Consider the following 21,780-nt stretch of genomic DNA (forward strand, 5'->3'; position numbering starts at 1 on the left):
CCAATCTTCGCGTATTGCGCCAGCGTGGCAGGAGAATAGGCCTATTTATCTTAATGTAATGTAATTATTATATTTTATTTTATTAATATATCACCAATATATATTATTTAACGTTTTTTTAACTGAGTGGCAGCGCAAAAAAAACGCCGGTGGCGACTGGTACCATGGCCCGCTATGACGCAGACATGGAGGGTACAGACAATGGCTTCACCTCAAAAAACGCCCGCCCCGGTAGGGGCAACTCACGGGGGAGTGGCACGCTTTCTCGGCGCTGTCGAGCGCCTGGGAAACCGGGTACCGGATCCGGCGCTGCTGTTTATCTACTTGATGGCCCTACAGCTGTTGTTGTCGGCGGCGCTGTCGCAGGTTTCCTTTGACTTTATCAATCCCCGCAGCGGCGAGGCGGTACAGATAGTCAATATGATGACCCTGACGGCGCTGGTGGATTTCCTCAGCAAGATGACCCAATCCTTTACCGCGTTTCCGCCGCTGGGCATCGTACTGGTGGCGCTGCTCGGGGTCGGGGTCGCCGATCGCGCCGGTTTTATCGACGCGGCGGTGAAAAAGCTGGTGCGGATCACCCCTGCACGACTGCTGACGCCGATGGTGGTGCTGGTGGCACTGATCAGCCATGTGGCAGCCGACGTGGGCTATGTGCTGGTGATCCCGCTGGCCGGCGTGGTGTTTCAGCGTGTCGGGCGTCATCCATTGGCGGGGATCTGCGCTGCCTTCGCCGGGGTGTCCGGCGGCTACTCTGCCAGCTTTATTCCCACCGGAAACGATGCGCTGCTGGCCGGGTTCAGCGAGGCGGCGGCGCGCCTGCTGGCGCCGGACTATTCGGTGAATGTGCTGTGCAATTTCTTTTTTACCTGCATCTCTTCGCTGATGGTGATCCTGCTGGTATGGCTGGTGACGGATCGGTTTATCGAACCCCGCCTGCACAGCCAGCCCCTGGATGTGCCGCAGGATGATCAAGAAAACAGCGTGCTCAGTACCTTTACGCCGCGGGAGAATCGGGCGTTTGGCTATGCGCTGGGTGTGATGGTACTGATGCTGCTGCTTCTGGCGGCGTTGATGTATCCAGCCGACTCGCCGTTTCGGAGCCCTGAGGGGGTATTGAGCAGCTCACAGTCGCCGGCGATCCAATCTATCGTGCCGTTGATCTTTATCCTGTTTATCATTCCCGGCACCCTGTATGGCTTCCTCAGCGGACGTTTCACTCAGGCCAGGCAGGTGATCGAGGCGATGACCGAAAATATGCGCACCATGGGCTACTATCTGGTGGTGGTCTTTTTTGCTGCGCAGTTTATCGCTATCTTTAATGCTTCGAATCTGGGCACGCTGCTGGCGCTGGCGGGCGCCGCTGGCTTGAAAGCCCTGAGTGTGCCGGGCGCCGGGACGGTGATCGGTGTCGTGATCCTGGTCTTTCTGGTTAACCTATTGCTGGGATCCGCCTCAGCCAAATGGGCGCTGCTCAGCCCGATCCTGGTGCCGATGCTGATGGCGGTACAGTTGTCGCCGGAGCTGGCACAGGCCGCCTATCGTATCGGGGACTCCACCTCCAACATTATTACGCCACTGATGGGGTTTTTCCCGCTGGTGGTGGTCTACTGCCGTAAGTATGTCTCGTCGGCGGGGATCGGTTCGTTGGCCGCGCTGATGTTGCCCTACTCGCTGCTGATGGCGTTGGCGTGGACGGTACTGCTGCTGGCGATGTGGTGGCTCGGGATACCGTTGGGCGTTCAGGGGGGGTATGTCTATCCCGCGGCGGGCTAAGCGCATCAAATAAAACGCCCGGCCTGGACCGGGCGTCGTGATGCGGGCGGTTTACGGCTGGTAGCTGCCGACGCCCAGATCGTCCTCTTTGCGGGTGCGGGCGATCACCGACTGCGGCGACTCGCTGATGCGTAGCCCCATCTCATCTTCACTGCGTACCACCACGCCGCGCAGGGAGTTGGGCAGTACCCCGGTGATCTCAACGTCGACGAAGCGCCCGATCATCTCCGGCTGGCCGGCAAAGTTGACCACCCGGTTGTTTTCGGTGCGGCCGGAAAGCTCCATCACGTTTTTGCGCGAGGTGCCCTCGACCAGAATGCGCTGTACCGTGCCCAGCATGTGGCGGCTGTAGCGCATGGCCTGCTGGTTGATACGCTCCTGCAGAATGTACAGACGCTGCTTTTTCTCCTCTTCCGCCACGTCGTCCAGCATATCGGCAGCCGGGGTACCCGGGCGGGCGGAAAAGATAAAGCTGTAGCTCATGTCGAAGTCCACCTCGGCGATCAGCTGCATGGTCTGTTCGAAGTCCTGCTGGGTCTCACCGGGGAAGCCGACGATAAAGTCGGAGCTTATCTGAATATCCGGGCGCGCCCTGCGCAGTTTACGGATGATCGCCTTGTACTCCAGCGCGGTATGGGTGCGCTTCATCAGGTTGAGGATGCGGTCGGATCCGCTCTGCACCGGCAGGTGCAGGAAGCTGACCAGCTCCGGCGTATCCTCATAGACGGCCACGATGTCGTCGCTGAACTCTATTGGATGGCTGGTGGTGAAGCGGATACGGTCGATGCCGTCAATGGCGGCCACCAGGCGCAGCAGCTCGGCAAAGGAGCAGATACCGCCATCGAAGGTGGCACCGCGGTAGGCGTTGACGTTCTGCCCCAGCAGGTTGACCTCGCGTACGCCCTGGGCGGCCAGCTGGGCGATTTCAAACAGCACGTCGTCGCACGGGCGGCTGACCTCGGCGCCGCGGGTGTAGGGCACCACGCAGTAGGTACAGTATTTGTTGCAGCCCTCCATGATGGAGACAAAGGCGGTGGCGCCGTCGGCGCGCGGCTCCGGCAGGCGGTCGAACTTTTCGATCTCCGGGAAGCTGACGTCAACCACCGGGCCGTGGCTGCTGCGCGCGCTGTCGATCATCTCCGGCAGGCGGTGCAGTGTCTGCGGGCCAAAGATGATGTCGACAAAGCTGGCGCGCTCGCGGATATGCTCACCCTCCTGGGAGGCGACGCAGCCGCCGACGCCGATGATCAGATCCGGCTTGGCCTCTTTGAGCATCTTCCAGCGGCCAAGCTGATGGAACACTTTTTCCTGCGCCTTTTCACGGATCGAACAGGTATTCAGCAGCAGGACATCGGCGTCCTCGGCATTATCCGTCAGCTCAAGGCCATGCGTGCTGCCCAGCAGATCGGCTATCTTGGATGAGTCATACTCATTCATCTGACAGCCCCAGGTTTTAATATGCAGTTTTTTTGTCATCGACTTGCCATTGCTCAGTGCAGGTGGATCAGGGACGCGCAGACGCCCTCAGGCGCCGTGCCGGCGGTGACCGTTGCGTCCGCGGCAGGGCGGCTATTGTAATCGCTTGGCGCTGTCGTGACCAGTCAGATAGCAGGGGGCAAGGGAGCGGAAATCCGTTACACTAGCGCAAAACGTGCGGCGACAGGGGAGAGGGCATGGTTCAGGAAGCTGGCGGTATTGTGGTGGTCGGCGGTGGGATGGTGGGTGCGGCGGCGGCTCTGGGGCTGGCGCAGGCCGGTCTGCGGGTGACTGTGCTGGAAAACAGCCCGCCGCCATCGTTTGTACCGGACAGCGATCCCGATCTGCGCATCTCCGCCATCAGCATGGCCAGCGTGCGCCTGCTGGAGCGGCTCGGGGTGTGGCCGGCGGTGCGGGCGATGCGCGCGGTGCCCTACCGCGGGCTGGAGACCTGGGAATGGGCATCGTCAACGGTCTCATTTCGTGCCGAGACGCTCGGCCTGCCATGCCTGGGCTTTATGCTGGAGAACCGGGTGCTGCAGCGCGCGCTGTGGCAGGCGCTGGAGGCCTGCGAAGGCGTTACGTTATATACCGGGGCGTCGCTGCGTCAACTGCGACGCGATGGGCAGGGCTGGCAGCTGGCGTTGGATAACGGTGAAGGGCTGTATGCCGGGTTGGTCATCGCGGCGGATGGCGCTGAGTCCCGGGTACGCAGTCAGGCCGGTATCGGTGTCCACGGCTGGCAGTACCGCCACGACTGCATGCTGATCAGCGTCAGGACACCGTTGGCGCCGCAGGATGTCACCTGGCAACAGTTTACCCCTGACGGTCCGCGGGCCTTTCTTCCCCTGTGGCCCGGCTGGGGCTCGCTGGTGTGGTATGACAGCCCGGCGCGTATCCGCCAGCTGCTGGCGATGTCGCTGGCGCAGTTGAATGAGGCGATCCTGCGTACGTTTCCCGCACGCCTGGGGCCGGTGCAGGCGGTGGCCGCGGCGGCGTTTCCGCTGATCCGGCGCCACGCGCAACGTTACGTAGATGAGGGACTGCTGCTGCTGGGCGATGCGGCGCACACCATTAACCCGCTCGCCGGGCAGGGGGTTAATCTGGGCTACCGTGACGTATCGGCGCTGCTGGAGGTGGTACCGGCAGCGGCAGCGTGCGGTGAGGCGTGGCAGACGCAGGCGGTGCTGCAGCGTTATCAGCGCCGTCGCCTGGGCGACAACCTGCTGATGCAGAGCGGGATGGACCTCTTGTACGGCGCCTTCAGCAACCGTCTACCGCCGCTGATGCTGCTGCGCAATCTGGGGCTAATGGCGGCGGAGCGCGCCGGTGGGCTCAAGGCACGCGCGCTGCGCTACGCTATCGGGCTGTAGGCGATGGCGATGGGCGGTGCGTCGTGTGGCGCGCCGCGCTGTCAAAGGCGTTGGCAAACGGCAGGCAAAAAAAAGCCCACCCGAAGGTGAGCTCTCTTATTGGCTGGGGTACGAGGATTCGAACCTCGGGATGGCGGAATCAGAATCCGCTGCCTTACCGCTTGGCGATACCCCAATTGTTGGGTGGCATCTTTCGATGCGCCGGCCCGCCGTGGCGAACCGAATGAATTTGGCTGGGGTACCGAGGATTCGAACCTGGGGATGGCGGGATCAAAACCCGCTGCCTTACCGCTTGGCGATACCCCATCAGGGACTGTATCCAGTCTCCATCGAGACAGTAAAATATGGCTGGGGTACCAGGATTCGAACCTGGGAATGGCGGGATCAAAACCCGCTGCCTTACCGCTTGGCGATACCCCATCCGACGCAAGCCGGGTTGAAATGGTGCGGGAGACGAGACTTGAACTCGTACACCTTGCGGCGCCAGAACCTAAATCTGGTGCGTCTACCAATTTCGCCACTCCCGCCTACTTGCGTAATAAAGAGTGGTGGCTACGACGGGATTCGAACCTGTGACCCCATCATTATGAGTGATGTGCTCTAACCAGCTGAGCTACGTAGCCGTTCTTTATTCGCTAGCCTTCATCGGCGTTGCGGGGCGCATTATGCGGATATGGGGGGGAAGCGTCAACCCCTTTTTTAGCAGAAACGCTATCGTCGTGCACGTTTGCCGATTGATTATACAGGTCGGCGTGAAAAGCAGCAAAACTCGGTGAAAAGTAGGCTAACACCGGCATGGCAGAGGGAGTCGGCGCGGCGAACCCGCAGGGGAGACGCCACGCCGCAGGAGTTAATAGGCGGACTTGTGTACGCCGACGGCGCGGCCGGAAGGGTCGTCCATTTTACGCAGGGATTCGTCCCACTCGATGGCCTTGGCGGAGGAGCACGCGACGGAGGGGCCGCCGGGGACGCACTCTGCGGCACTCGGCAGCGGGAACAGCTGCTCAAAGATATCGCGGTACAGGTAGGCCTCCTTGCTGGTTGGCGTGTTGTAGGGAAAACGGAAGCGGGCATTGGCCAGCGTCTGGTCGCTGACCTGGGCGGCGGCGGCGGCTTTCAGCGAGTCTATCCAGCTGTAGCCAACGCCGTCGGAGAACTGCTCTTTCTGACGCCAGGCGATGCTGGCCGGCAGATAGGATTCGAAACATTCGCGCAGCAGCTGCTTTTCGATGCGTCCGTTGCCGCACATCTTGTCGCGCGGGTTGAGGCGCATGGCCACGTCGAGAAATGTCTTATCGAGGAACGGTACCCGGGCTTCGACGCCCCAGGCGGCCATCGCCTTGTTGGCGCGCGCGCAGTCATACATGTGCAGCGCCAGCAGTTTGCGCACCGTCTCGTCATGAAACTCTTTGGCGTTGGGCGCCTTATGGAAATAGAGGTAGCCGCCGAACACCTCATCGGCACCTTCGCCGGAGAGCACCATCTTGATCCCCATCGCCTTGATCTTGCGCGCCATTAGGTACATCGGTGTCGAGGCGCGGATGGTGGTGACGTCGTAGGTTTCGATGTGATAAATCACGTCGCGGATGGCGTCCATTCCCTCCTGCTCGGTGAAGTGGATCTCATGGTGTACCGTGCCGAGATGGTTGGCGACCTCTTGAGCCGCCTTCAGATCCGGCGCGCCCTGTAGGCCGATGGCAAAGGAGTGCAGCTGTGGCCACCAGGCGGCGCTGCGCTCGCCGTCCTCGACGCGGCGAGCGGCGAACTTCTTGGTGATGGCAGAGATAATCGAAGAGTCCAGCCCGCCGGAGAGCAGTACGCCGTAGGGCACGTCAGACATCAGATGGCTTTTGACTGACTCTTCCAGCGCACAGCGCAGCACGTCAGCGTCGGTAGGGTTATGTTCGACGGCGGCGTAGTCAAACCAGTCGCGCCTGTAGTAGCGGCGGATTTCGCCGTCGCGGCTCCACAGGGCACTGCCGGCCGGGAATTCGCGCAGCGTCCGACATACCGGCACCAGCGCCTTCATCTCTGAGGCGACAAATAGATTGCCGTGTTCATCGTGTCCCATGTACAGCGGGATGATCCCCAGGTGATCGCGGCCGATCAGATAGGCATCCCGTTCGGCGTCATACAGAATAAAGGCAAACATGCCGCGTAGCTGGTCGAGGAAGTCCGGACCATACTCCTGGTACAGCGCCAGGATCACCTCACAGTCGGAGCCGGTCTGAAACGCATAGCGATCGCCGAGGCGCTCGCGCAGCGCCTGGTGGTTGTAAATTTCGCCGTTGACCGCGAGAACATGGGTGCGCTGTGCGTTATACAGCGGCTGGGCGCCGGTGTTGACGTCGACGATAGACAGGCGCTCGTGGGCCAGAATGGCGTTTTCACCGGCATAGATGCCGGACCAGTCCGGGCCGCGGTGGCGCATCAGGCGGGACATCTCCAGCGCTGTTTTGCGCAGCGCCTGTGGGTCGGTTTTCAGGTCGAGCACTCCAAAGATCGAACACATAGCGTTTCCCCTACGGCATTGACGGTATCAGATTGCGACGGTACGGCGCCCTTGCGGCGCTGCGTATGATATCAACATGCACCGTCAGCTGAACGTAAATCAAGCAGTTTGCGCTGAATGGGTAAAAATTTTTTTCCCTGCATCTATCTTTAGAGAAACAATAACAAAATCGCAATTTTTTTAAAAAAGATCTAAAAAAGGCGGCCAGGCCGCCTGGCAGGGGAATTACAGGATATCGATGTCGGCCACGGAGGGGTAAATATAGCTGGGGCGGAAGGGCATGGTGTCCACGTCCTCCAGGGTGGAGACGCCGGAGAGCACCAGGATGGTCTCCAGCCCCGCCTGAAAGCCGGCCAGAATATCGGTTTTCAGGTTATCGCCGACGATCACCGTGTTTTCCGAATGGGCCTGCATCTTGTTCAGCGCGGCGCGGATAATCCACGGGCTGGGTTTGCCGACAAAAAAGGGTGAACGCCCGGCGATCAGTTCAATCGGTGCGCACAGGGCGCCGCAGGCGGGAAAGAAGCCGCGGCCGTGGGAGTCGGGGTTGGTGGCGATAAAGCGCGCGCCATGGGCGACGAAGTAGGCCGCCTTGTGGATCATCTCCCAGTTATAGGAGCGGGTCTCGCCAACGATCACGAAGTCCGGGTTGATGTCGGTAATGGTGAAACCGGCCTTGTACAGCTCGTGGATCAGTGCCCCCTCGCCGATGACGTAGGCTTTCTTGCCCTCCTGTCGCCTGAGGAAATCAGCGGTGGCCATGGCGGAGGTATAGAACACCTGCTCAGGGATGTCGATGCCGGCGGAGGCAAAACGGTTGGCCAGATCCTGCCCGGTCTGTGAGGGGTAGTTGGTCAGGATCACCAGCGGCATCTCCCGCTGCTGCAGTCGCTGTAAAAACTCACGGGCGCCGGGAACCGGCGTATTATCGTGCATCAGGACGCCGTCGATATCGCAAATAACGCTTTTTATTGTCATATCTTGGAGCTTCTCGTTGATAATGCAGTTAAAGACTATACCACGGCTGAGCGTATTATCGCCTGCTTCGCGCCCGCCCGCAGGGTCGGATGATGGCAATCAGGGAGGCGATCACCGGTCGTGGCGTTAGCGTCAGAGGGACGGACGGGGATACCCTGATCGGGATACATTGAGGATGAATATGGAATTTCACTATGACCGCGTCTACGCGCAGCCGGCGACGCAGCGGATATATAATCAGGAGTCTTACCTGACCACCCTGGAGGCCACGCTGCTGTACCTTGAAAACGACCTGGCGGTGTTCGACAGGACGATCTTCTACGCCGAGTCAGGGGGGCAGGTTTGCGACGTCGGGTCAATCCGCGCCGTCGTGGGGGGGGCGCCTTGTCCGGTGGTTGATGTGCAGCATAAGCTGGGACACAGGCTGTATATCAAGCGTGAGGGGGTTAACGTACCGTTGGTGGACGTAGAGACGCGGATCGTGCACCGCCTGGCCTATGCACCGAATCTACAGCCCGGCGACCGCGTGATCATGCAGATCAACTGGTCACGACGCTATGCCATCATGCGTCACCATACGCTGGCGCACTTTCTGTTTTCTGCCTTTAGCCGCCACTTCAGCGCCAGTGCCAGCGTCAAGGGGTGTATCATCGATGCGCAAAAAGCGGTGTTCTCGCTGGATAAAAAGCTGAGCGATGATGATTTTTCCGCCATACAGTCCTATACCCGCGAAATGCTGGCGCAGGGTAGCCCGATGTGGATTGAACCGGCGCCGGAGACGGACACACTCTTTTACTGGAACTATGGTGAGACCATCATTCCATGTGGTGGCACCCATGTGCAGGCGCTGGCCGAAATCAGCGATGCGGCGATCTTTTTCCATAAAAAGAACACCGGCCGCAAGCGCTGCCGGATCTCTATTGCGCTGCAGCCCTTGGTATAACAGAAGCGCCGTGTGCGACTCAGTTGTGATGCTCCAGCAGACGCTGTAGCAGCACACCGTTCAGCATGGCGCGCTTGACCAGTGCAAAGGCGCCGATGGCGGAGCGGTGGCTCAGTTCAGAGGTGACCACCGGCAGATTGTGGCGGAACTCCTTCAGTGCCTGGGTCTGGATGCAGCGCTGAATGGCCGGCAGCAGGATCTTGTCCGCTTCGGTTATCTCGCCGGCGATGATGACCTTCTGTGGGTTGAACAGGTTGATGGTGATGGCGATGGCGCGCCCCAGGTAGTGACCCACCCGTGCAATCACCTCTACGGCCAAGGGATCGCCGCGGTTGGCGGCCCGACAAATCGTGTTGATGGTACAGTTGTCAACCGTCAGGCTGCTGGGGTAGCCCTGCTCCAGCAGGCGGCGGGTATGTTGTTCGATAGCCGCATTGGCCGCCACGGTCTCCAGACAGCCAAAGTTACCACAGTGGCAGCGTTCTCCCAGCGGATCTATCTGGATATGGCCAATCTCACCGACGTTGCCGTTGCTGCCGAGAAAGATATTCTCATCCACGATGATCCCGGCACCGGTGCCGCGGTGCAGCCGCACCAGGATCGAATCCCGGCAGTCACGGCTGGCGCCGAAGTAGTGTTCAGCCAGCGCCAGGCTGCGGATATCGTGACCGATAAAGCAGGCCAGGCGGAAGCGCGCCTGCAGACGTTCAACCAGCGGCCAGTCGCTGACGGTGATGTGCGGCATGTAGCGGACGATCCCGAGCTCCGGATCGACCAGGCCGGGCAGCATCAGGGCGATGGCAATAAGCTCGCGGATCTTGCGCTGGTAATCGTTTATAAAGTGGTCGATGGCCTGAAACAGGGCGTGCTCGACGGTCTCCTGGGTACGCTGCGGCAGCGGGTAGTGCGTCTCTGCCAGCACTTTGCCGCTGAGGTCATACAGGGTGATGGTGGCGTCATAGCGGCCCAGCCGAATGGCAATAGCCTGGAAGTGGCGCGTCTCGGTGACGATGGAGATAGCGCGCCGCCCACCGGTGGAGGCCTGCTGATCGACCTCTTTGATCAGCCCGCGCTCCAGCAGATGGCGGGTGATTTTTGTGACGCTGGCGGGGGCCAGCTGGCTGTATTCGGCAATCTGAATACGTGAGATCGGTCCCTGCTGATCGATCAGGCGGTAGACCGCTGCGCTGTTCAGCTGCTTTACCAGATCGACATTACCAATTTGTCCCTGTCCGCCAGTGGCCATCACTCTCTCACCTGTGTGTTGTCATTCAACCGCCGCGCTGGTAGACGGTTTCGCCGTTAACAATGGTCGTGGTTACCTGGAAGTCGCGGGTAAATGCCGTCAGGTTGGCGACCTTACCCGGTTCGATGCTGCCCAGCCGCTGCGCGACACCGATGGCGCGCGCCGGATAGAGGCTGGCCATACGCAGTGCTTCATCCAGTGCAATGCCGACATGTTCAACGCTGTTCTGTACCGCCCCGATCATGGTCAGCGCCGATCCGCTCAGTGTACCATTTTCATCCACTACCAGCCCATTGCGGTAATATACTGTTTTCCCCGCGAAAATGAAGCTGTCAATATTTGAACCTGCCGGCGCGGTGGCATCGGTGACCAGCACCAGGTGGTCACCCTTAAGCTTTTTCGCCATGCGGATGTTCGGCCAGGCCACGTGGTGTCCGTCGGCGATGATGCCGGTATACACTTCTGGGGTGTCGAAGATGGCGCCCATCAGCCCCGGGGCGCGGCCACTGATCGCCGGCATCGCATTGTAGAGGTGGGTGGCAAAGCGCATTCCGGCGGCGAAGCCGCGGCGTGCCTCCTGGTAGCTGGCGTTGGAGTGGCCGGCGGAGACCACGATCCCGGCGGCGCGCAGCTGTTGAATGGCCGCGTCGTCGCTCATCTCCGGCGCCATGGTCACCTTGACGATGGCCTCGGCGTGGCTGCAGATAAAGTCAAGCATGGCGCGATCCGGGCGGCGGATATAGCGCGGATTGTGGGTACCCTTTTTCTCCGGGCTGATATAGGGCCCTTCAATATGCAGGCCCAGCGCCTGGTTACGGTGACGGCGCAGATAGGAGTGCATCACCGTAATGCCGCGCTGCATCATGGCGTCGCTGCAGGTGATCAGCGTCGGCAGGTAGCTGGTGCAGCCGGCGCGCTCGTTGGTGCGCTGCATGATCTCCAGCGTCTGCTCGCTGACGGCCTCTTCGCTGTCGTTAAACTGCACGCCACCGCAGCCGTTGAGCTGAACGTCGATAAAACCGGGGGCCAGGATGGCGCCGCCCAGATCGCGGGTGGTGATATCCGGTGCGAGCGCAGACTCGGGACAGATTTTTTCAATTAAACCATTGGCGATCACCACAGCATGGTCGTCAAGAATATCGTGGCCGGTATAAATCCGACAGTGAGTTAAGGCGTACATCACATTCCCCCGGACGTAATTATCAGAGATCTTTCATATTTTCCGCTTCGAGCTCGCGGAAATAGTTAACGGTTTTAACTTTCAGCTCCATGGTTGCCGGCTGATCGCAGACTACCACGGACTTGGGATGCAGCTGCAGGGCGCTGATGGTCCACATATGGTTGACGCTGCCTTCGACCGCAGCCTGCAGTGCCAGGGATTTGGCGTGGCCGGTCACCAGGATCATCACCTCCTCCGCATCCAGCAGGGTTCCCACGCCGACGGTCAGCGCATACTTCGGCACCAGACTGATGTCACCGTTGAAGAAGCGGGAGTTTGCGATACGGGTATCTTCGGTCAGTGTCTTAATCCGGGTACGTGAAGCCAGCGAAGAGGCCGGTTCGTTGAAGGCGATATGTCCGTCGTTGCCGACACCGCCCATAAACAGATTGATCTTGCCGTAGGAGCTGATCTTCTCTTCGTAGCGGCGGCACTCGGCGTCCACGTCCGGTGCGTTACCATTTAACAAATTGATATTTTCTTTATGAATATCAATATGGTTGAAAAAATTATTATACATAAAGCTGTGATAGCTTTCTGGGTGTGACTCTGCCAGGCCAACGTATTCATCCATATTAAAGGTGACGACGTGGCGGAAGCTCACCTCACCGGCCTGATAGATCTCGATCAGGCGCTTATAGGTTTGCAGCGGGGTGCTACCGGTCGGCAGACCCAGAACAAACGGGCGCTCGGCAGTAGGTTTGAACGCGTTGATGCGTTTAACGATATGGCGGGCAGACCACAGGCCAACGTCGGTCGCGTTATGCAGAGGAATAAGTCTCATAGGGCACCTTTTACAAAACGGGAAACTGAACAAAAAACGGGTTCGGCGCCGGTGATGACCCATTGGCTCCCGGCTCTCCTGCTAAGGAGCCTGGCGCGCCGATTGATTTTTCGAATAATAAAATAAGTTTTCATAGATAGCCAGCCTGAAGACAACATTTCACCTATTGTTGGTGATAATAATCACAAATCAGGAGGTTTTAATTTGCGGAGAAAAATAATTTTTTTACACTCTCCAGTGTGGTTCATATTATCAACAAAATACTTAAATCAGTGATGATGAGACCGTTAGTGCAGTGTGTATTTGCACTGTAGGTCCAAATAGGGGGAAATGTGAGTATTCTCGGTTATTTGCAAAAGGTAGGCCGCGCGCTGATGGTGCCGGTAGCGACGCTACCGGCCGCAGCAATACTGATGGGTGTCGGTTACTGGATCGACCCGGTCGGCTGGGGGGGAGATAACGCACTGGCGGCGTTCTTCATCAAGTCCGGTTCAGCCATCATCGACAATATGTCGGTGCTGTTTGCCATTGGTGTTGCATATGGTATGTCCAAAGATAAAGACGGCGCGGCGGCACTGGCCGGTTTTGTCGGGTTCCTGGTGGTTACAACCCTGTGTTCGCCGGCTGCGGTGGCGATGATCCAGAAGATTCCGGTGGATCAGGTTCCTGCCGCCTTCGGTAAGATCAATAACCAGTTTATCGGTATTCTGGTCGGTATTATCTCCGCTGAGTTGTATAACCGTTACAGCAGCGTTGAGCTGCCCAAGGCGCTCTCCTTCTTCAGCGGCCGTCGTCTGGTACCGATCCTGACCTCGTTCCTGATGATTATTCTGGCCTTTATCCTGATGTATATCTGGCCGGTAATCTTTAATGGCCTGGTGAACTTCGGTGAGCATATCCAGAAGCTGGGCTCCGTGGGGGCGGGCGTGTATGCCTTCTTCAACCGTCTGTTGATCCCGGTCGGTCTGCACCATGCCCTGAACTCCGTGTTCTGGTTTGACGTCGCCGGCATTAACGATATTCCGAACTTCCTGGGCGGCGCTCAGTCCATTGAGAGTGGCAAGGCGGTGGTCGGCATCACCGGTCGCTATCAGGCCGGTTTCTTCCCGATCATGATGTTCGGTCTGCCGGGTGCGGCGCTGGCCATCTATCACTGCGCCCGTCCGGAAAATAGGGCTAAGGTCGCCGGTATCATGCTGGCAGCGGCATTTGCCTCCTTCTTTACCGGGATCACCGAGCCGCTGGAGTTCTCCTTCATGTTCGTGGCGCCGGTGCTGTATGTGCTGCATGCCATTCTGACCGGTATCTCTGTATTTATTGCGGCCAGCATGCACTGGATCTCCGGCTTCGGCTTCAGCGCCGGTCTGGTGGATATGGTGTTGCAGTCACGTAACCCGCTGGCGACACACTGGTACATGCTGATCCCGCAGGGGCTGGTGTTCTTTGTTATCTACTACGTGGTGTTCCGCTTCACTATCACCAAATTCAACCTGATGACGCCGGGGCGTGAGTTGAGCGGCGCGGGTGAAGAGGCTGATGGCAACGATGAGGATCTGGATCTGACCAAAGAAGCGGATGTCAGCGAGCTGGCCCGTCAGTATATCGCCTGCGTCGGTGGCTCCGCCAACCTGACCGGTATCGATGCCTGTATCACCCGACTGCGTCTGACGGTGAAGGACTCTTCGCTGGTCAATGAAGCGATGGCTAAGAGGCTGGGCGCTTCCGGCGTAATCCGCCTGAACAAGACCAGCGTCCAGATCATCGTTGGCTTCGTGGCCGAGAAGATCGCCAATGCAATGCGTACGGCGGGCACGGTACCTGCTGCGGCGGCGAGCTCCGCTGCTCCGGCGGCAAAGGCCCAGGCGACGCCAAACGCCGCCGCGGGTGTCCACTCGACGCTGGTATCACCGATCACCGGTGAAGTGGTGGCCCTGAGCGAGGTGCCGGACGAGGCGTTTGCCAGTAAAGCCGTCGGCGACGGTCTGGCGGTGCGTCCGACGGATAAGATGGTTGTCGCACCGGCTAACGGCACCGTAGTGAAGATTTTCAACACCAATCACGCCTTCTGTCTGGAGAGTGATGACGGTGTGGAAGTGGTGGTGCACATGGGGATCGATACCGTGGCGCTGAACGGTCAGGGCTTTAAGCGCCTGGTGGAAGAGGGGGATGTGGTGAAGGTCGGCCAGCCGGTGCTGGAGCTGGATCTGGATTACCTGAACGCCCATGCGCGCTCCATGATAAGTCCGGTGGTAGTCAGCAATATCGATGACTTTGGCGGCGTGGGGGCGTTGGCTTCCGGTCAGGTGGTCGCCGGTCAGAGCAAGCTGTATACCATTCTGAACAAGTAGCGCCGCCGTTACACGACTGCGTCACGCGGCGGGGGGCCTGAAAGGGCTCCCCGTTTTTTATTGTCCGGATAAGGGGGAGGGGACGCGGCGCGGTTATCCGCCACTTCCGCGGAGATCACAAAAAAAACGTCGGTATTTTACCGATAGAACGGTTGTTTCCGCCCGAGGGTTGTTAGATCATGGAATAATGAGAACGCGTTTTTTGGCATAGAGGAACAGAAGATGAGTGAGGCTGAAGCCCGCCCAACCAACTTTATCCGTCAGATCATCGATGAAGATCTGGCGTCCGGTAAACACACCAGCGTGCATACCCGTTTCCCGCCGGAGCCAAACGGCTACCTGCACATTGGCCACGCCAAGTCCATCTGCCTGAATTTCGGCATCGCCAGAGACTATCAAGGGCTGTGCAACCTGCGCTTCGATGATACCAACCCGGTAAAGGAAGACATCGAATACGTTGAGTCCATCAAGCGCGACGTACAGTGGCTGGGCTTTGAGTGGAGCGGTGCAGTGCGCTACTCATCTGACTATTTTGACCAGCTGCATCAGTACGCCCTGGAGCTGATTGGCAAAGGGTTGGCCTATGTGGATGAGCTGAGCGCCGAGCAGATCCGCGAATACCGCGGTACCCTGACCTCGCCCGGGAAGAATAGTCCGTTCCGCGATCGCAGCGTGGAGGAGAACCTGGCGCTGTTCGAAAAAATGCGCTTGGGCGAGTTCGCCGAAGGCAGCGCCTGCCTGCGCGCCAGGATCGATATGGCGTCGCCGTTTATCGTGATGCGCGATCCGGTGCTGTATCGGATTAAGTTTGCCGAACATCATCAGACCGGTAACAAGTGGTGCATCTACCCGATGTACGACTTCACCCATTGCATCTCCGATGCGTTGGAGGGCATCACGCACTCTCTGTGCACCCTGGAGTTCCAGGACAACCGTCGCCTGTATGACTGGGTACTGGATAATATCTCTATTCCGTGCCATCCGCGTCAGTATGAGTTTTCGCGCCTGAATCTGGAATACGCCATCATGTCCAAGCGTAAGCTGAACCTGCTGGTGAGCGAGAAGATTGTCGAGGGCTGGGACGATCCGCGTATGCCGACCATTTCGGGTCTGCGCCGCCGCGGCTACAGCGCTGCTGCCGTGCGTGAGTTCTGCCGCCGTATCGGGGTGACCAAGCAGGACAACAACGTGGAGATGGCCGCGCTGGAGTCCTGTATCCGCGATGATCTCAATGAAAACGCTCCGCGCGCCATGGCGGTGCTGGATCCGGTGCGTCTGGTGATCGACAATTTGGCGGCCGACAGCGTACAGTTGCTGACCATGCCGAACCACCCGAGCAAGCCGGAGATGGGCAACCGTGAAGTGCCGTTTGCCCGCGAACTGTACATCGATCGCGCTGACTTCCGTGAAGAGGCCAACAAACAGTACAAGCGTCTGGTGCTGGGTAAAGAGGTGCGTCTGCGCAATGCCTACGTGATCCGTGCCGAGCGCGTGGAAAAAGATGCCGATGGCGAGATCACCACCATTTACTGCAGTTACGATGCGGATACCCTGAGCAAGGATCCGGCGGATGGGCGCAAGGTTAAAGGGGTGATCCACTGGGTGTCCGCCAGCCATGCGCTGCCGGCGGAGTTCCGTCTGTACGATCGCCTGTTCAGTGTGGCGAACCCGGGGGCGGCGGAAGATTTCCTCTCCACCATTAACCCGGAGTCCCTGGTTATTCGGCGCGGCTTCGTCGAGCCGACGCTGGCGGCGGCGGTGCCGGAGGTGACCTACCAGTTTGAGCGTGAGGGCTATTTCTGTGCCGACATCCGTTACTCTTCCGCCGGGCATCTGGTGTTTAACCGTACCGTCGGCCTGCGTGATACCTGGGCCAAAGCAGCGCTCTGAGTGACGCTGCCCAGCGCAGCACGCCGATAGGCTGACAAGATAAACGCCACGGGCCACGGGTCCGTGGCGTTTTTTTTGCCTGTATTGGCGGGATGCCCTCCCGGTCTATCATGCCGTTTTTTGCGGCGGCGTGCGCCCGGCCCGGTGCTTCGCGGGTCAAAGTATAGTAAAGAATGACTTCGCGTTGAAAATTAATAAGGTGTTGTAATGTAATAATTATTCATAAATGAAGAAAGTCACCTCGTACTCCCTTCCACGATCTCCCCCTACATTATTAATGGTATTACAAACATATCGCTGTTTTTTAATGGTATTTTTTATTAATCATGCTAGTTATACCACGATGTAACTAAATATAAGAATATGTGCACTCGGTCAAAAATTGATACATATCTTTTACTTTTCATTTGATAATTCGCGTCGCGAAAAATAGTCTAGTAGTGCAGTAAGTGAACGGGATTTTACCCAGACACCCAATAAATTTTACCCCGATGGGGATATTGGCGACCTGGCCGGACGCTGTTCCGCCAGCCGCGTTTTTTCAGTCAAAGAGGAATTTTTCTATGGTTACGCATCGTGCTAAGCGCAGCGTGCTGGCGCTCGCTGTTGCCGCAGCAACGCTGGGCAGCGGCTTCATGGCGCCCTCACAGGCGCAGGCTGAAGGGTTCATTGACGATTCAACCATGACCGGTGGGATCTACTACTGGCAGCGCGAGCGCGATCGCAAGGACGTGGAGACCGGTAAGTATAAAACCAACCTGTCTCACGCCACCTGGAATGCCAGCCTCGACTTCTCCTCCGGCTACGCCGCCGACTTTATCGGTCTGGACGTTGGCGCATTTACCGCCATTGAGATGGCGGAATCAGCCGGAAGCGGTCACCCGAACGAAATCGCCTTCTCCTCTTCCAACCGGGCCTATGAGGAAGACTGGCTTGGTGACAAGAGTGGCATCAGTCTGTACAAGGCGGCAGCCAAGCTGAAAATGGGGCCGATGTGGGCGCGTATCGGCTGGATCCAGCCGACCGGTCAGACCCTGATAGCCCCGCACTGGAGCTTTATGCCGGGTACTTATCAGGGGTTTGAGACCGGCGCCAACTTTGACTTTGACAGCGCCGGGGCGCTGAGCTTCTCCTATATGTGGACCGACCGCTATAAGGCGCCATGGCATCTGGAGATGGATAAGTTCTATCAGGGTGGCCTGGGCGATAACCGCGGTGAAGAGGTCTCCTACCTGCACTCCCTGGGCGGGAAATATGACTTCAAGAACGGCCTGGTGGTGGAGGCGGCCTTTGGCCAAGCCCAGGGCTTTATGAACCAGTACTTCGCCAAGGGAACCTACAAGTTTGATGTGGCCGGTAGCCCGCTGACCACCAGTTACCAGTTCTACGGTGCCCATGATCGCATTTCTGATGCCAACAGCAATGCCGATGTCTATGATGGCACTGCCTGGCTGCAGGGATTGACTTTCGGTTACAAGGTTGGTCAGTTTGACCTGCGCCTGGAAGGCACCTGGGTGAAGGCTGAGGGTAAGCAGGGCTACTTCCTGCAGCGTATGACCCCGGCCTACGCCTCTTCCAACGGTCGTTTGGATATCTGGTGGGATAACCGCTCCGACTTTAACGCCAACGGTGAGAAAGCGGTCTTTGCCGGGGTGATGTATGACCTGAGCAAGTGGAATATGCCGGGATGGGGCGTTGGTGCCTCCTATGTCTACGGTTGGGATGCCAAGCCAAACAGTACTTACGCCGACCAGAACAAGCGTGTGAAAGAGAGCGCCTACAGTCTGGATGCGATGTACGTGATCCAGGATGGCCGTGCCAAGGGCACCCTGTTCAAGCTGCACTACACCCAGTATGACAATAAGGCCAAAGATCAGGATCTGGGGGGGTACGGCAACATGTTCCAGGATGAGCATGACGTGAAGTTTATCGTTATCGCTCCGTTCACCGTGTTCTGAGTTATTGTCCCCTCTGCGCGTGTGGAGGGGCGTTAAGCGAATCAAGGGAGAGAGAGTATGAAAGCGATTCTGGGTGTGGCCATGGCTGCTATCGTACTGACTGGCTGTGTACAGCCGAGCGCGCCGTCTCAGGAAAGTCAGTTGCTGAAGCAGGCCTACAGCAAGTGTATTCAGGATGCCGATGGCAAACATGACAAGGTGGCCTCCTGCCAGACCATCCTGGACGTGATGAAGCAGAGTAAGGCTCATGCCGCGTTTGCGCAGAAAGAGAGTGTGAGCGTACTGAACTACCAGCAGTGTATTGAGGCGGCGATGAGCGGCGCTGGCGATAACTATACGGCCCGCTGCGGCAAATTGTGGCAGGAAATCCGCGCCGGTAACGCGAACTGAGAAAAGGGAAGCGAGATGATGAAAGGATATAAACTGAGCGTAGTCGCCACGGCACTGGGTATGCTGGGCGTTTCCGGTGTAGCGCAGGCCGATCAGCAGCTGGTGGACAGCATCAGCAGCCAGGTGAAAGTGAACTACGCCGTCACCGATAACCGTGGCGCGGAGAACGGTGTCAACTGTGCGGCGCTGGGTGCCGACTGGGCCTCCTGCAACCAGGCCGTGATCAGCCTGACCAACGATGGCAGCGCTATCGAGGGTAAAGAGTGGGCCATCTACTTCCATAACATCCGCCAGATCCTCAAGAGCGGCAACGAGCAGTTCAAGATCACCTTCATTACCGGCGATCTGCACAAGATTGAGCCGACGGATAAGTTCAAGGGCTTTGCCGCGGGTGAGCGCATCGAGATCCCCATTGTCGGCGAATACTGGCAGCTGTTTGAAAGCGACGTGATGCCGCGCTGGTACGTGACCTCACCGGACGCCAAGCCGAAGGTGATCGCCAATACCGATACCGAAGATCTGCGTCAGTTCGTGACACCGTTTGCCGGCGATCTGTGGAAGCGTATCAAGGACGATAAAAACGTTCTGATGACGCCGGAGAACCGCTTTGCCAAAAATGCCGATGTGCAGACCCTGTCAGCAGCCAGCCTGCGCGGCCAGATCATGCCGACGCCGCTGAAGCTGAAAGTACATCAGCAGGATGCCGATCTGGCGCGTGGCGTTAGCCTGGATCTGACGGTGTTGAACACCGCCAGCGCCGATGTTATCAAGCAGCGTCTGGGCCAGCTTGGCGTGAGTCAGGTGCAGAAGGGCTACCCGATCAAGACGCTGATCGCCACCAAAGCCTTTAAAGGTGATATGGCGGTACCGGGCGCGTACCAGCTGAAGATCGGCACCAAGGGCGCGGAAGTGACCGGCTACGATCAGGCCGGGGTATTCTACGGTCTGCAGTCCATCCTGTCGCTGCTGCCGGCCAATGGCAGCGCCAAGATAGCGACCCTGGACGCCGAGGATGCGCCGCGCTTCCAGTATCGTGGCATTGAGCTGGACGTGGGGCGTAACTTCCACTCTCTGGCCTCCATTGAACGCCTGCTGGATCAGATGGCGGCGTATAAGCTGAATAAGTTCCATTTCCATCTGACCGATGACGAAGGCTGGCGTATTGAGATCCCGGGCCTGCCGGAGCTGACTGAAGTTGGCGGAAAGCGTTGCCATGACCTGAGTGAACAGCAGTGTCTGCTGCCGCAGCTGGGTTCTGGCCCGGACAGCAACAACAACGGCAGCGGCTACTTTACCCGCGCCGACTATATCAAGCTGCTGAAGTATGCCCAGGCGCGCCACATTGAGGTGATCCCGGAGATCGACATGCCTGCCCACGCCCGTGCGGCGGTGGTGGCGATGGAGGCCCGTTACAACAAGCTCAAGGCCGCCGGTGATGAGAAGGGCGCCAACGAGTACCGCCTGCTGGATCCGACCGATGACTCCAACACCACCTCGGTGCAGTTCTACGATCGTCACAGCTACCTCAACCCGTGTCTGGATTCCTCCAAGCGCTTTGTCGACAAAGTGATCGGTGAGATGGCCCAGATGCACCGCGAAGCCGGTCAGCCGCTCACCACCTGGCACTTCGGCGGCGATGAGGCGAAGAACATCCGCTTAGGGCCGGGTTACACCGACGTGAGCAAGCCGGAGCCGGGCAAGGGGATGATCGACCTGAGCAAAGAGGACAAGCCGTGGGCCAAGTCTCAGATGTGCCAGGCGATGATCAAAGAGGGCAAGGTGGCCGACATGGAGCACCTGCCGAGCTACTTTGCGGTTGAAGTCAGCAAGATGGTCAAGGATCACGGCATCGGCAAGATGCAGGCCTGGCAGGATGGCCTGAAGGATGCCAAGGACTCTAAGGCATTTGCGACGCCGCGCGTCGGGGTTAACTTCTGGGATACCCTGTACTGGGGCGGCTTTGACTCAGCCAACGACTGGGCCAACAAGGGCTATGAGGTGGTGATCTCCAACCCGGATTACGTCTATATGGACTTCCCATATGAGGTCAATCCGCAGGAGAACGGCTACTACTGGGGCACCCGCTTCAGCGATGAACGCAAGATCTTTGCCTTCGCGCCGGATAACCTGCCGCAGAACGCCGAAACGTCGGTCGATCGCGACGGTAATTACTTCAGCGCCAAGAGCGACAAGCCGTGGCCGGGCGCCTATGGCCTCTCTGCTCAGCTGTGGAGTGAAGTGGTGCGGACTGATGAGATGATGGAGTACAAGATCTATCCGCGCATCATGGCTGTCGCCGAGCGTGCCTGGCATCAGGCGGGCTGGGAGCAGCCGTATCAGGCCGGGCGTGAATACAAGGGCGGTGAAACCCATCTGGTGGATCAGAAGGCTTTGCTGCAGGACTGGCAGCGTTTTGCCAACCTGATGGGGCAGCGTGAGCTGGCCAAGATGGACAAGTCTGGCGTGGCCTATCGCGTACCGCAGCCGGGCGCCCGTGTCGTGAACGGTAAGCTGGAGACCAACGTTGCGATGCCGGGCCTGATCGTGGAGTACTCTGTCGACGGCGGTAAGCAGTGGCAGCGCTATGATGCCAAGGCGAAGCCGAGTGTGAGCGGTGAGGTTCAGGTGCGTACCGCATCGCCGGATGGCAAGCGCTTTAGCCGCGTGGAGTCCGTCAAGTCCTGACGGGATTTTACCCTCATTTTCCCCCGCCTTGTGCGGGGGCCTTATCTTAGGATGATCGCGCGCGGCGCGGCCTCATCCTACCCTCCCTCCGATTTCGATCTGAGTAGTAGTGAGTAGTGATTGCCCTCGTCGATGAGGGCTTTTTTTGGGTTCATCGCAGATTAGCGTGAACTAATAGAAAACGGCAGTAAGAACGTTTAGG

At 58.6% G+C, this 21,780-nt stretch carries 14 protein-coding genes and 5 tRNA genes; 8 read left to right on the forward strand and 11 right to left on the reverse strand.

Annotated features, from left to right (window positions below):
- Positions 1 to 201: 201 nt before the first annotated feature.
- Positions 202 to 1,776, forward strand: coding sequence for an AbgT family transporter (locus EIEH_RS07265; RefSeq protein ID WP_015872172.1), 1,575 nt, complete (start codon positions 202 to 204; stop codon positions 1,774 to 1,776).
- Between the two features lie 51 nt (positions 1,777 to 1,827).
- On the opposite strand, the gene miaB is transcribed toward EIEH_RS07265, so the two are convergent.
- Positions 1,828 to 3,252, reverse strand: coding sequence for a tRNA (N6-isopentenyl adenosine(37)-C2)-methylthiotransferase MiaB (gene miaB / locus EIEH_RS07270; RefSeq protein ID WP_015872171.1), 1,425 nt, complete (start codon positions 3,250 to 3,252; stop codon positions 1,828 to 1,830).
- Between the two features lie 197 nt (positions 3,253 to 3,449).
- Between miaB and ubiF the strand changes: the two genes are divergently transcribed.
- On the forward strand, positions 3,450 to 4,625 hold the full coding sequence (gene ubiF / locus EIEH_RS07275) for a 3-demethoxyubiquinol 3-hydroxylase (protein ID WP_015872170.1): 1,176 nt from the start codon (positions 3,450 to 3,452) through the stop codon (positions 4,623 to 4,625).
- Between the two features lie 100 nt (positions 4,626 to 4,725).
- On the opposite strand, the gene EIEH_RS07280 is transcribed toward ubiF, so the two are convergent.
- From EIEH_RS07280 to EIEH_RS07310, 7 genes are all read right to left on the reverse strand, one after another.
- Positions 4,726 to 4,800, reverse strand: a tRNA-Gln gene (locus EIEH_RS07280).
- A gap of 55 nt (positions 4,801 to 4,855) precedes the next feature.
- Positions 4,856 to 4,931: transfer RNA gene (locus EIEH_RS07285), tRNA-Gln, on the reverse strand.
- A 39-nt stretch (positions 4,932 to 4,970) separates the two neighbouring features.
- Positions 4,971 to 5,045: transfer RNA gene (locus EIEH_RS07290), tRNA-Gln, on the reverse strand.
- Between the two features lie 22 nt (positions 5,046 to 5,067).
- Positions 5,068 to 5,152, reverse strand: a tRNA-Leu gene (locus tag EIEH_RS07295).
- Positions 5,153 to 5,171: 19 nt separating this feature from the next.
- Positions 5,172 to 5,248 (reverse strand) — tRNA-Met (locus EIEH_RS07300).
- 227 nt (positions 5,249 to 5,475) lie between these two features.
- On the reverse strand, positions 5,476 to 7,137 hold the full coding sequence (asnB, locus tag EIEH_RS07305) for an asparagine synthase B (RefSeq protein ID WP_015872168.1): 1,662 nt from the start codon (positions 7,135 to 7,137) through the stop codon (positions 5,476 to 5,478).
- Between the two features lie 225 nt (positions 7,138 to 7,362).
- Complete coding sequence (locus EIEH_RS07310) at positions 7,363 to 8,115, reverse strand: HAD-IIA family hydrolase (protein ID WP_015872167.1); 753 nt, start codon at positions 8,113 to 8,115, stop codon at positions 7,363 to 7,365.
- 175 nt (positions 8,116 to 8,290) lie between these two features.
- Between EIEH_RS07310 and EIEH_RS07315 the strand changes: the two genes are divergently transcribed.
- Positions 8,291 to 9,058: a serine-tRNA(Ala) deacylase AlaX gene (locus EIEH_RS07315; protein WP_015872166.1), complete on the forward strand. Its 768-nt coding sequence runs from the start codon at positions 8,291 to 8,293 to the stop codon at positions 9,056 to 9,058.
- A 19-nt stretch (positions 9,059 to 9,077) separates the two neighbouring features.
- On the opposite strand, the gene nagC is transcribed toward EIEH_RS07315, so the two are convergent.
- Genes nagC through nagB form a run of 3 tightly spaced genes read right to left on the reverse strand, consistent with a single transcriptional unit; the run spans position 9,078 to position 12,307 of the window.
- Positions 9,078 to 10,304 (reverse strand): DNA-binding transcriptional regulator NagC, encoded by a 1,227-nt coding sequence (nagC, locus tag EIEH_RS07320; RefSeq protein WP_015872165.1) that lies wholly within the window; start codon positions 10,302 to 10,304, stop codon positions 9,078 to 9,080.
- A gap of 25 nt (positions 10,305 to 10,329) precedes the next feature.
- The gene (gene nagA, locus EIEH_RS07325) at positions 10,330 to 11,484 is read right to left on the reverse strand and encodes an N-acetylglucosamine-6-phosphate deacetylase (RefSeq protein WP_015872164.1); all 1,155 of its coding nucleotides are present in this window, start codon (positions 11,482 to 11,484) and stop codon (positions 10,330 to 10,332) included.
- Between the two features lie 22 nt (positions 11,485 to 11,506).
- Positions 11,507 to 12,307 carry a glucosamine-6-phosphate deaminase gene (gene nagB, locus EIEH_RS07330; protein WP_015872163.1) on the reverse strand — a complete coding sequence of 267 codons (801 nt, stop codon included), beginning with the start codon at positions 12,305 to 12,307 and terminating at the stop codon, positions 11,507 to 11,509.
- Positions 12,308 to 12,639: 332 nt separating this feature from the next.
- Here nagB and nagE point away from each other — a divergent pair, with 332 nt between their 5' ends.
- From nagE to EIEH_RS07355, 5 genes are all read left to right on the forward strand, one after another.
- Positions 12,640 to 14,655, forward strand: coding sequence for an N-acetylglucosamine-specific PTS transporter subunit IIBC (nagE, locus tag EIEH_RS07335; RefSeq protein ID WP_015872162.1), 2,016 nt, complete (start codon positions 12,640 to 12,642; stop codon positions 14,653 to 14,655).
- Positions 14,656 to 14,877: 222 nt separating this feature from the next.
- Positions 14,878 to 16,545, forward strand: a complete 1,668-nt coding sequence (gene glnS, locus EIEH_RS07340; protein ID WP_015872161.1) for a glutamine--tRNA ligase — start codon at positions 14,878 to 14,880, stop codon at positions 16,543 to 16,545.
- Positions 16,546 to 17,108: 563 nt separating this feature from the next.
- Entirely contained in the window at positions 17,109 to 18,503 is a 1,395-nt protein-coding gene (gene chiP / locus EIEH_RS07345) for a chitoporin ChiP (protein WP_015872160.1), read from the forward strand.
- 57 nt (positions 18,504 to 18,560) lie between these two features.
- Positions 18,561 to 18,893: a ChiQ/YbfN family lipoprotein gene (gene chiQ / locus EIEH_RS07350; protein WP_015872159.1), complete on the forward strand. Its 333-nt coding sequence runs from the start codon at positions 18,561 to 18,563 to the stop codon at positions 18,891 to 18,893.
- Positions 18,894 to 18,911: 18 nt separating this feature from the next.
- Entirely contained in the window at positions 18,912 to 21,578 is a 2,667-nt protein-coding gene (locus EIEH_RS07355; RefSeq protein ID WP_015872158.1) for a beta-N-acetylhexosaminidase, read from the forward strand.
- The last annotated feature ends 202 nt before the right edge of the window (positions 21,579 to 21,780 follow it).

Source organism: Edwardsiella ictaluri ATCC 33202, assembly GCF_000264785.1.
Lineage (GTDB): Bacteria > Pseudomonadota > Gammaproteobacteria > Enterobacterales > Enterobacteriaceae > Edwardsiella > Edwardsiella ictaluri.

Bases quoted from the DNA above. Each gene is read 5' to 3' on its own strand.
- EIEH_RS07315 (WP_015872166.1), top strand. From the start codon at position 8,291: ATGAATATGGAATTTCACTATGACCGCGTCTACGCGCAGCCGGCGACG.
- chiP (WP_015872160.1), top strand. From the start codon at position 17,109: ATGGTTACGCATCGTGCTAAGCGCAGCGTGCTGGCGCTCGCTGTTGCC.
- chiQ (WP_015872159.1), top strand. From the start codon at position 18,561: ATGAAAGCGATTCTGGGTGTGGCCATGGCTGCTATCGTACTGACTGGC.
- EIEH_RS07265 (WP_015872172.1), top strand. From the start codon at position 202: ATGGCTTCACCTCAAAAAACGCCCGCCCCGGTAGGGGCAACTCACGGG.
- nagA (WP_015872164.1), bottom strand. From the start codon at position 11,484: ATGTACGCCTTAACTCACTGTCGGATTTATACCGGCCACGATATTCTT.
- nagC (WP_015872165.1), bottom strand. From the start codon at position 10,304: ATGGCCACTGGCGGACAGGGACAAATTGGTAATGTCGATCTGGTAAAG.
- nagB (WP_015872163.1), bottom strand. From the start codon at position 12,307: ATGAGACTTATTCCTCTGCATAACGCGACCGACGTTGGCCTGTGGTCT.
- asnB (WP_015872168.1), bottom strand. From the start codon at position 7,137: ATGTGTTCGATCTTTGGAGTGCTCGACCTGAAAACCGACCCACAGGCG.
- ubiF (WP_015872170.1), top strand. From the start codon at position 3,450: ATGGTTCAGGAAGCTGGCGGTATTGTGGTGGTCGGCGGTGGGATGGTG.
- miaB (WP_015872171.1), bottom strand. From the start codon at position 3,252: ATGACAAAAAAACTGCATATTAAAACCTGGGGCTGTCAGATGAATGAG.
- EIEH_RS07355 (WP_015872158.1), top strand. From the start codon at position 18,912: ATGAAAGGATATAAACTGAGCGTAGTCGCCACGGCACTGGGTATGCTG.
- glnS (WP_015872161.1), top strand. From the start codon at position 14,878: ATGAGTGAGGCTGAAGCCCGCCCAACCAACTTTATCCGTCAGATCATC.
- EIEH_RS07310 (WP_015872167.1), bottom strand. From the start codon at position 8,115: ATGACAATAAAAAGCGTTATTTGCGATATCGACGGCGTCCTGATGCAC.